Raw genomic sequence first — 14,248 nt, forward strand, 5'->3', positions numbered from 1 at the left:
CCCAGGGGAAGTTGCACACGCGACAGGCCCCGGGGCTCAGAAGGCACTAACGGATGATGCGGGCGCGGTCCTGTCCAGAGGAGCGGGCCGCCTGCCGCTCGGACGTCAACAGCTCCTGCGTGCGCCTCGCGGCATGCCTGCCTCGGGGTCCGAGAGTACGTCGGCTAGTGAGCGCCCACCGCCCCGTGCTCAGGGGCGAGGAGCGGCTCCAACGAACAGCCCGCTCGGTCCAGCAGTGGAGTTGCTTCAGTTTCGGCGTGAGGAGCGCGACGTCCTCTCAGGCCGCGACCTGGTTCGCTCAGGAAGGCGTCGGCACGCCCAAGAAGCGTTCCGATTCGTGAGCGAGAACCAGGCCGAGCATGCAGTGGCGACGATCTGCCGGGTGCTGGGAGTCACCGAGGCCGGCGACTCCGCCTGGAAGCGACGGGCCGCCTTGAAGCGAGCCGAGACCAGGATGGCCGTCTTTCAGTACATCGAGGGCTGGTACAACCTGCGGCGGCGGCACTCAGCCCTCGGCTACCAGTCACCGGCTAGCGATGCGGAACCGGTGTAACTCGAGACGGCTAAAGGAGTGACTCGATGATGGTCCGAAGCTCGTCCTCGCCGAAAAGCTTGTCCGAGTAGCCGTAGAAACTCTCACGCACAAAGAGAGTGTTGTCCTTGAGCTCCACATTCTTGTCGCCTGGGTTGTCTGGGTTCGTGGCGACATTCTGGAAGATGATCTTGTTGAACTTCGCTTTGACTGCCTCACGACCGAGATCATCGCTACAGATACTCTTCATCGCCTGTGCGACGAGCCCCGGACCGTATGACTCATAGTAGGAGTCGTAGCAGTCGAGAATGGTCTTGTCTTCGGGGAAGCTCGCGATGTCGATTTCAAAAGGCATCGAGAATCCAATGGAGCTGTTCAGCTCTGATTGGAAACGGGGGGTGTGCGACTCCTTGATCGTAGCGATACGGCGTCGCTCTGCGAGACCCATCGAATGCTCCTTTATCCCAGGGCGTGCTTGTTGGTTTGGAGAGTGTGTCCGCTCGTATTTCAGGCGTCAACTCATTCGGAACCTCGCGCACGGCTCATTCTGTCAGGGGCCAGGCCCCAGCACCTCACGGATGAACTCGCCCATGGAGCCCAGTGGCTCATCACCATGGGATGCGGTGATGCTCTACTTCCCCAGTCGGGTATGCAGGGTGATGAGCGACACCAGCGGGGCCTGGCGGAATCCGCTCATCCGAGGAGAGGTCTCCTCTGAAAGGGAGCGTTCGCGAGTTTGCTAGAGTCCGGACATGCATCCCAACGTGCGTCGGGCTCGAGGAAGCGTGCTGCGTGCCCTGGTGTGGTTTGTCAGCGCGCTCCTCCTGCTGGCTGTCATCGCGATGGTCGCGTTCGATTGGTTCACGCGCGCGAAGTACGAGCCCACGCTCGATGCGATGCGACAGGAAGTCACGGCGCACGTGGACCTCTTCTGTCAGGAGCAGACGAAGCTCGCCGCCGACCCGTGGTTCCATGAGCCTCGCACCGAGGGCGACGCGGGTCCGCTGCTCAACCGCTGGGCGGAGTGGGACCGCCCAGGCCCGTCGATGCCCGCGGACTCGCCCCTCCAGCTTCCCGCGCACTTGAAGGAGAAGAAGACGCTGGAGGAATGGTTCGCGGCCAACCCCGATCTGTCCGCGCTCGACTTCAACTGGATGCGCGAGCTCAAGCGGTTCGACCGGTGGGATATCCGCCAGAACCTTCCATTCAAACAGGAGGAGCCGTTCGACCTGATGACGGTCCCCTTTCCGAACTTCATCGTGCTGATGGAGTGGTCCAAGCTCCGGCTCCTCCAAGGCATGCGGACCGGGCAGCCCCTGGAGGCAGCTCAGGACGTGCGTCACCTCGCGTGGCTGTCGTATCGGACGGACACCCTGATCGGTTCGATGATCGCCTATACGCTTCTCGGGCTGGAGCGCACGGCACATGCACTGACGAAGCAACCTCCGTCGGAGTGGCGACCGATGAGCCAGGAGCAAGGCGATCGCCTGCGCGCCGTGTTCTGGGCGAGCAAGTCGTTCTCCAACATCACCACGCCCGTGGAGGTGGCCCGAAAGGCGCGAAGCTGTGGTTCTGGCATCTCGCGCTGCCTTGGACTGGTCGAGGCCAGCAATATGGCGAAGCATCTCCAGCCCCTCGCGGAGCCGTCGTATCGCGAGGCCTACGCAGAGCTCCAGAAGGAGATGGCCACGCCCTGCCCCACGTCGGTGTTGATCACGCAGTGGCAGCACGGCGGCACCATCGAAGATCACCCGCCCAGAAGTGGCTCAATGCCAGACCAAGCAGGCTGGATGCGCAGCCTCCCCGGGCGATATTTCGCAAAGCACATCGCCGGAGTCCTGCTGACCGTCGCGAACCAGGACATCGACCTGCTCAAGAAGCTCCCTCAGGGACAGGCGACTCCCGCCTCCGCCGAAGCCGCGCCTTGAGCGGCGCTGGGTGGACCTTTTCGTCCACCCCCGACTCCGCAACGATTCCGCGAGGTTCCGCGCCACCCGCTGGAGCAATTCATCCGCCCTGGCCCGGCGCGTGCGCTCACCCCGTCACTCAAGTGCCTGGGATCACTCACGCGCGCACGCTTCGCCACGTGGGCACGCGCGTTGCTGTCCAGCCGCTGACCTTCCCACCGCACCATGGGGGTGTGGGTGGGGGGCGGATGTCAGCGCTGGGGGCACAGCTCGGTGGCGACGTACGCAGCGATACCAGCGGTGGGACAAGCCCTTCTGGCCCTGCTCGAGCAGGCCTGTCCGAAGCCTGAGTTCGAGGGCGCGAAGTTCCGCCTCTATCAGGCCTCCGACTTCAAGGCCCCCATGGACGAGGGCATCTCCCTCTTCCTCTTCCGCGTCACCCCCAGCACCACGCGTCGCAACCTTCCCGGTCGACTCGACTCGCAGGGACGCCGCACCCGTCGGCCCCTCCCCGTCGACCTCTACTACCTGCTCACGCCCTGGGCGAAGTCCGCCGCCAAGCAACACCGGCTCCTCGGCTGGGCCATGCGCCAGCTCGAGGACACCCCCACCCTCACCGCCAGCTTCCTCAATCACTACGGCACTCCCGAGACAGACACCTTCCTCCCGGATGAAACAGTCACCGTCGTCTACGAGCCGCTCTCCATCCAGGACATGCTCAACGTCTGGGAGCCCGGCAAGCCGAACGTCCAGGTCTCCGCCTCGTACATCGCGCGCATGGTCGGCATCGAATCCGCCATCGCCGACGAGGAAGCCGGCCCCGTCCAGACGCGCGTGATGTCGCCCGGAAAGGTGACCGAGCGATGAGGCCCGCCATCCACGTCCTCGAGCACGTGTCGCGCGTGGCTCCGCTCGGCATCCGCTTCCGCGACGAGGCCACGGGTGCATCGATCGGCGAAGGACTGCGCGTCAGCGCGTTCCCCGAAGGACAGCCCGCGTTGCGCCGCGAATCCGTGGTCAACCGCTCGGGCCTCCACCTGCTGATGAACCTCCCCGGCTTGCGAGACTTGGAGTTCGGAGGCGAGCACGCCGGCGACGACGCGTGGTGGGACGCCCTGCCCTCGCGACGGCCCTACACCATTGAAGTGCATGACACCTTGAACCGCTTCGTGTCGTGCGCCTTCCGCGCGGCGCTTCCGCATCGAGGCCTCTTCTCCCTCGACTGCGTCACCTCACCCCCCTCGCCGCTGTCGCCACCGTCCCCCTCCGTGCCGCTCTTCTCCGCGCCCACGCGCCAGAGCGCCGTGCCCATGGCCGTGGTGCGCGCGGAGCTGTGGGACACGAAGGCGAACGCCCCCGCCGCCTGGGCGTTGGTGGAAGTCACGCCCACGGGGGGCGTCACCGCGCGCGGCATGACGGATGAGCGCGGACGGCTCGCGCTGTTCTTCCCGTACCCGGCTCCCGTGGACTTCGCTCCCGGCTCGCCCGTGGACGCATCCAGCCTGCCTCCGGGGCTTCCGCTCTTGGAGCAGACCTGGCTGCTCCAGCTTCGCGTCCGTCACGACTACCGCGCACCCGGGACGGCGCTGCCGGACGTGTGCACCACGCTGTCCCAACCCCCGGCGGGGGTGTGGGCGGACACGGGCAGCCCCCAGGCGCTGCTCGAGCCAACGCTGCGCTACGGCCAGGAGCTCGTCCTGCGCACCCAGGACGCGCCTGCCTCCCGGCTGTGGATCACCCCCACGGGTTCACCTCCCTAGGAAATGACCGATGCCTGAATATCTCGCTCCCGGTGTATTCGTCGAAGAGACCAGCTTCCGCTCGAAGTCCATCGAGGGCGTGAGCACCACCACCACCGGCTTCATCGGCCCCACCCGCTACGGGCCCGTGGAGCTCGAGCCCGAGCTCATCACCAGCGTGGTGGAGTTCGAGCGCATCCACGGCAACCGCCAACAGCTCGCCTTCACCGACGACGTCACGCTGCACAACTACACGTGGCACGCGGCGCGCGCCTTCTTCGAGGAGGGCGGCAAGCGGCTCTACATCAGCCGCGCCTTCCGCCGTCCGGACGACGCGCTCTACACGGGCCTGGACACCACCATCGACCTGGGCACCGGCACCGCCGTCTCCAACGAGTACAACGACGGCCACGCCCGCGCGCTCCTCGATGCGAGCGCGAACCCCAAGACGGACACGCTGTCGCTGACCGCGCGCTTCCCGGGCTCGGCCGGAAACCTGCGCGTGCGCTTCTCCCTGCGCGTGGGCCAGAACGTCCTCTCGTTCGAGGACGGCACGCCCCGCGTAGGCGCGCTCCTGGCGCGCGACGTCGTCCTCATCCGCGACATCCAGTCCCCCATCTCCAGCCCCGTGGGCACCGGCGAGTTCTACCTGGCCACGTGGGACGAGGACGTGCAGGACTGGAAGTTCACCGGCGGCGCCGGCAGCCCCCTCTTCCTCGCGTCGCTTCAAGAAAACGCGGGCTTCGAGATTCGCGTCGTCACCGTCGCCGTGACGGTCATCCCCATGGATGACCCGGCCTCCGCGCAGACGTGGGACGGGTTGGCCCTGGACCCCGGGCACACGCGCAGCGGCGCGGCGGACTCGCTGTCCGCGCGCTTCGCCTACGACGCCGCCGAGCCGGCGAAGAACCGCGACGTCCCCATCATCATCTCCACGCAGAACCTGGATGACGGCGTGGAGGTGCTGGGCGCCTTCCTGGATGCCAGCCTCGCCAGCCCCATCATGAGCCCGCCGCTGGACTCCGCGCTGGAGGACCCGGACTCGCCCGAGTCGCAGCGCTCGCTGGAGGTGCTGCTCAAGGGCGGCAGCGACGGCATGCGCCCCACCGCCGACGACTACAAGGGCCAGCAGGTCCCCAACACGACGCGCAAGACGGGCCTGTTCCACTTCGAGGACCTGGAGGACATCTCCATCGTCGCCGCGCCAGGCTCCACGTTCGGCTACGAGAACGGCTACGGCGCCAACGCCGCCACCATCATCAACCTGCTCATCTCCCACGCGCAGCGGATGAAGTACCGCATCGCCGTGCTGGACAGCGGCAATGGCCAGACGCTGGGACAGGTGCGGGCGCTGCGCGCCAAGATAGACACCAGCTACGCGGCGCTCTACTACCCGTGGGTGAAGGTGCTGGACCCCGTCACGCGCCAGCCCATCTTCCTGCCGCCCAGCGGCTTCGTGGCGGGCATCTACGCGCGCAACGACGTCAACCGCGCCGTCTACAAGGCCCCCGCCAACGAAGTGGTGAACCTGGCGCTCGGCTTCGAGACGAACCTGAGCAAGGCGCAGCAGGAGGTGCTCAATCCGGAGGGCATCAACGCGTTCCGCTACTTCGAGGGGCGCGGCAACCGGCTGTGGGGCGCGCGCACGACGGCGTCGGACCCGGAGTGGAAGTACGTCAACCTGCGGCGCTACTTCGCCTACCTGGAGCGCTCCATCGACAAGGGGACCCAGTGGGCGGTGTTCGAACCGAACGGTGAGCAACTCTGGGCCAACGTGCGGCGCACCATTGAAGACTTCATGCTCAATGAGTGGCAGCAGGGCGCGCTGCTCGGAGAGAAGCCGGAGAAGGCGTACTTCGTGAAGTGCGACCGCAGCACCATGAGCCAGAACGACCTGGATAACGGTCGGCTGGTCTGCCTCATCGGCGTGGCGCCGCTGCGCCCGGCCGAGTTCGTCATCTTCCGCATCGGTCAGTGGACCGGCGACCGGAAGTAATCCCTCTGGAGACCACCCATGGCTGTCTTTCGTGATCGCCCCTATGTGCAGTTCAACTTCCTGGTCGACCTGGGCGCCGGCAACGGCACCGAAGGGCCGGACGCGGGTTTCCAGGAGATCTCCAACGTGGGCATGGAGGTCACCGTCGCGGAGTACCGCAACGGCAACGAGAAGGAGAACAGCGTCCGGAAAATCACCGGCCTGAACAAGGCGACGGATGTCACCATGAAGCGCGGGGTGATTGGCTCGCTCAGCCTCTACAAGTGGTTGGACCAACTGCGCAACGGCGAGTCCAACGCGCTGCGCACCGTCACCATCCAGCTCCAGAACGAGGACCACACCGCGGTGGTGCAGACGTGGAAGCTGCTGCGCGCGCGCATCATCAAGCACGTCAGCGGCCCCTTCAACGCGAAGGGCACGGATGTGGCCATCGAGGAGCTCACCATCGCGTACGAGCGCCTGGAGATGGAGTGACGTGAGCCGCCCCGCCGCCAGACGCCTCCCCGGCTTGCGCTTCGAAATCCAGGCACCGTCCGTCGTGGACGTGTTGCCCCGGATGGACGTGGGCGCGTTCGTGGGCTTCGCCTCCTCCGGTCCCCTGCACGTGCCGGTGGCGGTGGAGGACGTGGCGGACTTCGAGGCGGTGTTCGGCGAGGCCCCGCTGCTCGCCTGGGACGCCGAGCGCGGAGAGCCCGTGCAGGGGCACCTGGCCTCGGCGGTGCGCGCCTTCTTCCGCAACGGGGGACGGCGCTGCTGGGTCGTCCGCGTGGCGGGGCCCGACGCGAAGTCCAACACCTTCCCTGTCCCCGGACTGCTGCGTTGCTCGGAAGGTGGAGCGGTGTCCACGGCCGTGGCCCGGGCGCGCTCGGAAGGGAGCTGGTCGGACCCGGTGCGCGTGGCGGCATCCATCCATCGCGAGCTGGTGGACCTGGTGGACTGGAGCACCACGGGGAGCGGCGACGCGACGCTCGTCGTGACGGCCTCGGGTGGAGTGGCCGTGGGAGACCTGCTGCGCGTGGGCTTCGATGGCACCGCGTGCGCGCTGCTCGTGCCCGTGGAGTCGGTGGAGGCCGTGGGCCAGGAGGCGGCGCCGTCCTACTCGGGGCCCGCGCCTCGACGCGTGACGGTGCGCGTGCGCACGAAGAAGGCCCGCTGGCTCGAATCGAGCGTGGCGCCGACGTCGCTGCCCACCGCGTCGTGGACCCGAGGCGAAGGAGAGATCGCCACGCTCGGGGTGACGGCGATGACGGACCCGGGCCCGGGCGATGCGCCCCGTGTGCTCACCCTCACGTTGAGCGTGACTCCGGAGGGCGCTCCGCCTCCGGGTGCGGTGCTGCGGTTGATGGAGGCGTCGCTGGGCGAGCACTGGCTCCTGGTGGAGTCCGTCATGCTGGGACAGGTGGGCGCGGGAGCGGTGCAGGTCTCCGGCGTCGCCTCTCGCGTGCTGACGTCCACGCCCGGTGCCGTGAGCTCGGCGCCAGCCTGGTGCGAGCGATTGACGCTGGGGCTGTGGACCCGCCGAAGCGCGGAGCAGCCCGCGCAACTCGAGCGGCTCGGATTCTGCCCGAGCCATCCGCGCCACTGGGCCGCGCTGCCCACGGACACCGAGCGGGCTCGCTTCGAGGACGCGGAGACGCTCCCCTCGCGGCTTCCCGAAGAGCGGCTGCCGAGCGACTGGCGCCAGGGCATCCCCAACAGCCGCTTCCCCCTTGCCGGCCCGGGAGCGCGGGGTGAGGCGTTCTCCATTCCCCTCGGACTGTCGGACTCACCCACCGCCTACGTGGGCTGCACGCCGCCCGCCGGGGACTCGCTGACGCGTGACGGGCTTGCGTCCTTCGACGCGGACCTCTTCATGGATGCGGACCTGAAGTCGGTGAGCATCGAGGCACTGCCGGCCCAGGCGGACTTCCTGCGCTACCAGAGCAGCCGCCCGCGCTCGCTCAAGGGCCTCCACGCCGTCATGGACCGACTGGACGCGACGTTGGTGGCCGCGCCGGATGCCATCCATCGCGCCTGGGTGCTCACGGGCAGGCCCTCCGTCCCGCCGCCCGCGCCAAACGAGCCGCTGCCCGAGCCCGATTGGGGAACGTTCCTCGATTGCGCGCACGAGCCGCCGCCAGCGCCCGCGCCACTGGTCGCCTCACCACCGGAGCCCACCTCAAGTCAGCCCTTCACGCTGACCTGGGCCACGCTGCCCGGCACGGGAATCGAGTACGTGCTGGAGGAGGCGCTTCGCCCGGACTTCAGCGACGCCGCCGTGCTGTACCGGGGGCCGCTCACCACGCGCACGCTGTACGGGCGCACGCCGGGCACTCGCTACCATCGCGTCCGCGCGGAACGGGCGGGAATCACCGGACCCTGGACTCCGGGCGTGGCCGTCAGCGTGTCGCCTCCCGCGAGATGGCAGCTGCTGCCGGCTTCGTCCTACGACGTGGGGCCGCTGCTCGCGGTGCAGCGCGCGCTGGTGCGCATGGCGCGGGCTCGCGGAGACCTGCTGGCCGTGCTGTCGCTGCCCGAGCACTACCGCGAGGAGGACGCTCTCGCGCACGCGGGGACGCTCCAGTCGCCCCTGGGCGCGGAAGAGGACGGCGTGCCTCCGATTGGCTTCGCGGAGGACGCGGCGCTGTCGCACGGCGCGCTCTATCACCCGTGGACCTTCGTCTCCGAGGAGAACAAACCCGCGGAGCCCCGGCGCATGCCTCCGGACGGCAACGCGTGCGGCGTGCTCGCCCGGCGCGCGCTGGAGCGAGGCGCCTGGGTGGCTCCCGCGAACGAGCCCTGGACGGGGGTGGTGGCGCTGAGTCCGGCGTTGGGCCGCGACTGGTGGCTGGACCTCCAGGAAGCGCAGGTCAACGTCGTGCGCCAGGAGCCGCGCGCCTTCCTCACGCTGTCCGCGGACACGCTGGCCACGGACCCGGAGCTGCGGCCCATCCACGTCCGTCGGCTGCTGTCCCTGCTGCGACGCGCGGCGCTGCGCCTGGGCGCCACGTACGTCTTCGAGCCCAACGACGCCAGCTTCCGCCGCCGGGTGCAGCGCGGCTTCGAGTCACTGCTCGGAGACCTCTTCGTCCGGGGTGCCTTCGCCGGCAAGACGCGCGAAGGCGCCTTCCAGGTGGTGACGGGCTCCGAGCTGAACACGCCCACCCTCGTCGAGCAGGGCCGCTTCTACGTGGACCTGCGCGTGGCCCCTTCCCAACCCCTCACCTTCCTCAACGTGCGGCTCGTCCAGAGCGGCGACCGCGGGCTCGTCACGGAGGCGCGCTAGGCCATGGCCACGACCGAAGACGAGACGGTCATCGACCCCTTCATCGCCTTCGCCTTCGCGGTGGAGATCGACATCCCGGACCTCGCGCCCACCGCGTGCTTCGCCGCGTTCTCCGAATGCGACGGCCTGGAGATGACGATGGACGTGAAGACCATCCGCGAGGGCGGCAACAACGGCCGGCAGATTCGCCTCACCGGCGCGCACAGCTTCGGCCAGCTCACGCTCAAGCGCGGCATGAGCGCCAACGAGGACCTGTGGCGGTGGTTCGAAATCATGAGGACCCGTCCCCGCCTGCGCGCAAGCGCGGAGGTGGTGATGTTCGGTCCCGGGCTCGAACGGAAGGAGCGCGCGCGCTTCGTCCTGTCGCGCTGCCTGCCCGTGAAACTCAAGGCCCCTCCGCTCAACGCGAAGGACGGCATGGTGGCCATCGAGGAGCTTCAAATCGCCTACGAGTCCCTCACCCGAAAAGCCGGAGGCGCCTGAGCCATGTCCGACGACGCCACGCCGCTCGCGAAGGCCAAGCTGCTCCAGCTCGACTCCAACTTCGAGCACCCGATTGACGAGCAGACGACGTCCACCGTGGTGCAGTTCAACCCGGAGACGCTGAAGGTCGCCTACGCCAACCAGGTGCAGCAGCCCTCTGGAGGCGGAGACCAGCGCGGCACGCCCGCGCAGCAGTTCGTCGGCGCCGGCACCACCAAGCTGAGCGTGCAGTTGTGGTTCGACGTCACGGGCCAGCCGGAGGGCGCCTCGGACGCGGTGGAGGACGTGCGCAAGCTCACCGCGAAGGTGGCCTTCTTCATCACTCCGAAGAAGGAGGGCGACAAGTTCGTCCCGCCCGCCGTGCGCTTCCTGTGGGGCAGCTTCCAGTTCGACGGAATCATGGAGTCGATGGAGGAGTCGCTGGAGCTGTTCTCCGCCGAGGGCCTGCCCCTGCGCGCCAGCGTCAGCTTCAGCCTGTCGCAGCAGAAGATCACCGCCTTCGTCTTCGCACCCACGCAGCCTCCCGCGGGAGCCAGTCCGAACCCCAGCGGCAAGGGCGCGGGAGAGGCGCCCATGAAGTCCGCGCCGGAGGGCTCGACGGTGCAGGGGCTCGCGTCGAACGAGGGCAAGGGCGCGAGCTGGCAGGGCATCGCCTCCGCGAACGGAATCGAGAACCCGAGGCGACTGGCCCCGGGGCAGCTCATCGACTTGCAGGCGGGCATCAACATCGGAGTCAGGCGGTAGCGGGGGGCGTGCATGGCCGTGGTCATCAACGAGATGGAAGTGGTGAGCGCGCCGCCAGCGGCGTCCACGCCGTCAGGGGGCGGGTCCGGGGGCTCGGCCGAAGGTGGCGCGTCAGCGGTGCAGAAGGCGCACGAGCAGGAGCGCGCCCAGGTCCTCCACCGCGAACGGCACGCACGCGTGCGCGCGCACTGAGTCGGAGAGCGCCATGGCCGACGGAACAAGCAATGACTCCAAGCTGCGCGCCTCCCGCCCCACGCTGCGGGTGGACGGTCGCGAGCACCCCACGCTCGCCAGTGGGCTGCTGGAGCTGTGCATCGTCGAGACGGCGCAAGGGCTGTACCGGTGCGAGGCGACGTTCGGCAACTGGGGTCCGAAGGCTGGCGAGACGGGGTTTCTCTACTTCGACCGCTCGGTGCTCGACTTCGGCAAGCCTTTCGAGGTGCGGCTGGGCACCCAGGATGTCCTCTTCGAGGGGCGCATCACCGGCCTGGAGGCCGGCTTCCCGGAGAGCGCCTCCCCCACCCTCACGGTGCTGGCCGAGGACCGCCTCCAGGACCTGCGGATGACGCGGCGGACGGCGACGTACGAGAACGCGACGGACGAGGACGTCCTGCGCCAGCTCGCGGGCAAACATGGCCTGACGGCCGAGGTGGAGGTCCCAGGGCCCAAGCACCCCGTGCTGGCCCAGGTGAACCAGAGCGACCTCGCCTTCCTGCGCGAGCGCTGCCGTGCGCTGGGCGCGGAGCTGTGGGTGGAGGGCCGCACGCTGAAGGCGAAGGCGCGCGCAAGCCGCTCCAGTGGCCAGCCCCTGAAGCTGGGACGTGGCAACGAGCTGATGTCCTTCACGGTGCTGGCGGACCTGGCGGGTCAGCGCTCCTCGGTGACGGTGGGCGGGTGGAACGTGGCGGAGAAGGACGCGATTGCGTGTGAGGCCGGCCCTTCGGTGCTGGGCGCGGAGCTGGAGAAGGACGAGAGCGGGGCGAGCCTGCTGGCCTCGAAGCTGGCCGAGCGCAAGGAAGCCGTGGTGCACGCGGCGCCCCTGAGTGTCCCAGAGGCGCAGGCGCGAGCGGACGCGCACTTCCGACAGCAGGCGCGGCGCTTCGTGGTGGGGCGTGGCACGGCACAGACGGACGCGAAGCTGCGCGTGGGGGCGCGCGTGGAGCTGACCGGCCTGGGGCCGCTGTTCAGCGGCAAGTACCACCTGGCCGAGGTGAAGCACCTGTTCGACGGCGCGCGCGGCCTTCGCACGGAGCTGGTGGCGGAGCGCGTGGGACTGGGGAAGGCGTCATGAGCGCGGACGCGGCGTGGGAACAGGTGCTGGACGAGCGCGTCGCGGACGGCCTGGGTGGCCGCTTCTACGGCCTGTATCCAGCGCGAGTCACGGACATCAAGGACCCGGACAGCCAGGGTCGGGTGAAGGTGCTGCTGCCATGGGCCGCCGACGCGGCGGGCGGCGGACGCTATGAGGCGTGGGCACGGCTGGCCACGCTGATGGGCGGCAAGAATCGCGGCTCCTGGTTCGTTCCGGACGTGGATGACGAGGTGCTCGTCGGCTTCGAGGCGGGCGACGCTCGGCGGCCCTATGTCGTCGGCGCGTTGTGGAACGGGAAGGACACGCCGCCGGAGTCCATGGACGGCGCGGGCCGCAACGCGAAGAAGGTGCTGCGCTCGCGCAACGGCATCGTCATCACGCTCGACGACACGGACGGGCAGGAGACGCTCACGCTGCAGACGCCCGCAGGTCAGACGGTGACGCTCAAGGACGGGCCCGGCTCCATCGAGGCGAAGGACAGCAACGGCAACTCGCTGAAGATGGAGCCCAGCGGCATCACCGTGAACGCCGCGGCCAAGGTCACCATCAACGCGAGCACGGCGGAGATTTCGGCCGGGATGCTCACCGTCAACGCGGGCATGTCCAAGTTCAGCGGCGTGGTGCAGGCGGACACAATCATCACCAACAGCGTGGTCAGCGCCTCGTATACGCCGGGCGCGGGGAACGTGTGGTGATGGCGACCACCCTCCCCCATCCGGTGCAGTGGGTGACGGCCTCGCCGCTGTGGGGCCCCGCGCCCGACAAGCTGGCGCGACTCCAGGCGCCCGGCATCCTCCAGTTCGACTCGGACCGCTTCATGGAGGAGCTGGCAGAGCGACTCCAGGCGCCCACGCGGCCGGACCTGACGGACCTGCTGGTGACGCGCTTCAAGAGCTACCGCGAGCGCATGCCCGGCGAGCCTCCGGACGACGAGGTCAACACGCCGCCCAAGCTGTACCAGCCGGCGCACGGGCGCTTCTATCTGGTGGCCACGAGCCTCGTGTGTCGACTGCCGGGCCTGCCGGACCACGTCGTGGACACCGCGAGCGGAGAGAAGGCCGCGTTCGTCCTGCGTCGCTCCCTGGGCGGCGGCAAGGAAGGCGCGTGGGTGCCGGCCTCGCCCGGCAACCCCGCCGACAAGCGGCGCATCTGGAAGGAGCTGGGCACGGCGGAGACAGGCGCGCTGGCGAAGGGCGAGGAGCTCCTGCCCCTCTTCCCGATGAACTTCGCCTCCGAGGGGAAGCGGCGCCGGATGCTCGTGGGGCTGGTGCCCACCTCCAGTCGCGACACCTTCGAGTCCGCGGCGGCCTTCCAGGACGACGACCCGAGCACGGGGTTGGACCCGGACAAGATGCTGGCGGACGAGGCCGAGGGGCAGGTGGTCGCGCCGTTCGAGCAGCTCCTCGCGTACACGAAGGCGACGAGCGAGGCGGTGGCCGTCCAGAAGGAAGTGACGCGCTTCCTGCTCGTGGACTTCGCCACCTTCCTGGAGGAGCGCCTCCCCGCGCTGTGGACGCTCCTGGACAAGGCGTCACCAGGACCCACGCCCGCGGCGGGTTCTCCCCTGCGCACGCTGTTCCTGTTGCTGACAGGCAGCCACCGCGTGGAAGGCAGCTCCGGGGATACGTGGCAGCAGGCGCTGCGCAAGGCGATGCAGCAGCGCACGGCCATCCTCAACGGCGGCACGGGCGGGCTCGACTACAACCTGCGGCTGTGCACCGAGGTGACGGTGGCGGCGCTGCGTTCGGCGTTGGGCGCGGCGGTGGTGGCGGGGGTGTACTCGCTGCCCTCGGAGCCGGAGCCGGTGTCCAAGCTGGAGGAGCCGGGCAAGGCGCTCTACGTGCTGCGGTGCGTGTACTTGAAGCCGGCGTGCGGCGCGCTGTGTCCGCCCATCGTCAGCGCGCCATCGAAGGGTTTCACCCTGGCGCCGTTCTTTGATTCGGACGCGCCCGCGCGACCGGTGCGCATCGAGCTGCCGTTGGACACCAGCATCCGGGGGCTTCGCAAGTTCAAGAAGAACGTCGGCTTCACGCTGTCGAAGGGGTTGCGCAAGCAGATGTCTCGGGTGGCGGGGTTGGAGAAGACGATGAAGGGGGAACTCGACGACGGGCTGAGCTTCGACCTGGGAGAGCTGTGCATGTTCTCCATTCCCATCATCACGCTCGGCGCGTTCATCGTCCTGATGATCTTCTTCAGCCTGCTCAACATCATCTTCTGGTGGATGCCCTTCCTGAAAATCTGTCTGCCCAAGCCCAGGGTGGGGTGAGTCC

14 protein-coding genes are annotated in these 14,248 nt (G+C 68.6%); 13 read left to right on the top strand and 1 reads right to left on the bottom strand.

Annotated features, from left to right (window positions below; all coding sequences use genetic code 11):
• Positions 1–337 precede the first annotated feature (337 nt).
• Entirely contained in the window at positions 338–553 is a 216-nt protein-coding gene (locus HUA74_RS19345; RefSeq protein ID WP_174455572.1) for a hypothetical protein, read from the top strand.
• A gap of 10 nt (positions 554–563) precedes the next feature.
• Here HUA74_RS19345 and HUA74_RS19350 read toward each other — a convergent pair whose 3' ends face one another.
• Entirely contained in the window at positions 564–980 is a 417-nt protein-coding gene (locus HUA74_RS19350; protein WP_174455676.1) for a hypothetical protein, read from the bottom strand.
• Positions 981–1,284: 304 nt separating this feature from the next.
• On the opposite strand from HUA74_RS19350, the gene HUA74_RS19355 reads away from it, so the two are divergent.
• From HUA74_RS19355 to HUA74_RS19410, 12 genes are all read left to right on the top strand, one after another.
• Positions 1,285–2,460, top strand: a complete 1,176-nt coding sequence (locus tag HUA74_RS19355) for a hypothetical protein (RefSeq protein WP_174455677.1) — start codon at positions 1,285–1,287, stop codon at positions 2,458–2,460.
• Between the two features lie 279 nt (positions 2,461–2,739).
• Positions 2,740–3,306 (top strand): DUF4255 domain-containing protein, encoded by a 567-nt coding sequence (locus HUA74_RS19360; protein WP_174455678.1) that lies wholly within the window; start codon positions 2,740–2,742, stop codon positions 3,304–3,306.
• The gene (locus HUA74_RS19365; protein ID WP_174455679.1) at positions 3,303–4,199 is read left to right on the top strand and encodes a hypothetical protein; all 897 of its coding nucleotides are present in this window, start codon (positions 3,303–3,305) and stop codon (positions 4,197–4,199) included. Before HUA74_RS19360 ends, HUA74_RS19365 begins: the two co-directional genes overlap by 4 nt.
• Before the next feature lie 10 nt (positions 4,200–4,209).
• Positions 4,210–6,174, top strand: coding sequence for a phage tail sheath subtilisin-like domain-containing protein (locus tag HUA74_RS45695; protein ID WP_174455680.1), 1,965 nt, complete (start codon positions 4,210–4,212; stop codon positions 6,172–6,174).
• A gap of 18 nt (positions 6,175–6,192) precedes the next feature.
• Entirely contained in the window at positions 6,193–6,648 is a 456-nt protein-coding gene (locus HUA74_RS19375; RefSeq protein ID WP_141643598.1) for a phage tail protein, read from the top strand.
• 1 nt (position 6,649) lies between these two features.
• A complete protein-coding gene (locus HUA74_RS19380; RefSeq protein WP_174455681.1) occupies positions 6,650–9,439 on the top strand; it encodes a phage tail sheath family protein in 2,790 nt (929 codons plus the stop codon).
• A gap of 3 nt (positions 9,440–9,442) precedes the next feature.
• Positions 9,443–9,922: a phage tail protein gene (locus HUA74_RS19385; RefSeq protein WP_141643596.1), complete on the top strand. Its 480-nt coding sequence runs from the start codon at positions 9,443–9,445 to the stop codon at positions 9,920–9,922.
• Between the two features lie 3 nt (positions 9,923–9,925).
• Positions 9,926–10,666 carry a peptidoglycan-binding protein gene (locus HUA74_RS19390; protein ID WP_174455682.1) on the top strand — a complete coding sequence of 247 codons (741 nt, stop codon included), beginning with the start codon at positions 9,926–9,928 and terminating at the stop codon, positions 10,664–10,666.
• A gap of 12 nt (positions 10,667–10,678) precedes the next feature.
• Positions 10,679–10,858, top strand: coding sequence for a hypothetical protein (locus tag HUA74_RS19395; protein ID WP_174455683.1), 180 nt, complete (start codon positions 10,679–10,681; stop codon positions 10,856–10,858).
• A 13-nt stretch (positions 10,859–10,871) separates the two neighbouring features.
• Positions 10,872–11,957 carry a phage late control D family protein gene (locus HUA74_RS19400; protein WP_174455684.1) on the top strand — a complete coding sequence of 362 codons (1,086 nt, stop codon included), beginning with the start codon at positions 10,872–10,874 and terminating at the stop codon, positions 11,955–11,957.
• On the top strand, positions 11,954–12,673 hold the full coding sequence (locus HUA74_RS19405; RefSeq protein WP_174455685.1) for a phage baseplate assembly protein V: 720 nt from the start codon (positions 11,954–11,956) through the stop codon (positions 12,671–12,673). The genes HUA74_RS19400 and HUA74_RS19405 overlap by 4 nt, the downstream gene beginning before the upstream one ends.
• Entirely contained in the window at positions 12,673–14,244 is a 1,572-nt protein-coding gene (locus tag HUA74_RS19410) for a hypothetical protein (protein WP_174455686.1), read from the top strand. The genes HUA74_RS19405 and HUA74_RS19410 overlap by 1 nt, the downstream gene beginning before the upstream one ends.
• The last annotated feature ends 4 nt before the right edge of the window (positions 14,245–14,248 follow it).

The sequence above is a fragment of the Myxococcus sp. CA051A genome, assembly GCF_013336705.1.
Lineage (GTDB): Bacteria > Myxococcota > Myxococcia > Myxococcales > Myxococcaceae > Myxococcus > Myxococcus llanfairpwllgwyngyllgogerychwyrndrobwllllantysiliogogogochensis.

Excerpts from the sequence above, each read along its gene's own strand:
- HUA74_RS19395 (WP_174455683.1), top strand. The coding sequence starts at position 10,679 with ATGGCCGTGGTCATCAACGAGATGGAAGTGGTGAGCGCGCCGCCAGCG.
- HUA74_RS19400 (WP_174455684.1), top strand. The coding sequence starts at position 10,872 with ATGGCCGACGGAACAAGCAATGACTCCAAGCTGCGCGCCTCCCGCCCC.
- HUA74_RS19355 (WP_174455677.1), top strand. The coding sequence starts at position 1,285 with ATGCATCCCAACGTGCGTCGGGCTCGAGGAAGCGTGCTGCGTGCCCTG.
- HUA74_RS19405 (WP_174455685.1), top strand. The coding sequence starts at position 11,954 with ATGAGCGCGGACGCGGCGTGGGAACAGGTGCTGGACGAGCGCGTCGCG.
- HUA74_RS19365 (WP_174455679.1), top strand. The coding sequence starts at position 3,303 with ATGAGGCCCGCCATCCACGTCCTCGAGCACGTGTCGCGCGTGGCTCCG.
- HUA74_RS19350 (WP_174455676.1), bottom strand. The coding sequence starts at position 980 with ATGGGTCTCGCAGAGCGACGCCGTATCGCTACGATCAAGGAGTCGCAC.
- HUA74_RS19390 (WP_174455682.1), top strand. The coding sequence starts at position 9,926 with ATGTCCGACGACGCCACGCCGCTCGCGAAGGCCAAGCTGCTCCAGCTC.
- HUA74_RS19385 (WP_141643596.1), top strand. The coding sequence starts at position 9,443 with ATGGCCACGACCGAAGACGAGACGGTCATCGACCCCTTCATCGCCTTC.
- HUA74_RS19375 (WP_141643598.1), top strand. The coding sequence starts at position 6,193 with ATGGCTGTCTTTCGTGATCGCCCCTATGTGCAGTTCAACTTCCTGGTC.
- HUA74_RS19410 (WP_174455686.1), top strand. The coding sequence starts at position 12,673 with ATGGCGACCACCCTCCCCCATCCGGTGCAGTGGGTGACGGCCTCGCCG.
- HUA74_RS45695 (WP_174455680.1), top strand. The coding sequence starts at position 4,210 with ATGCCTGAATATCTCGCTCCCGGTGTATTCGTCGAAGAGACCAGCTTC.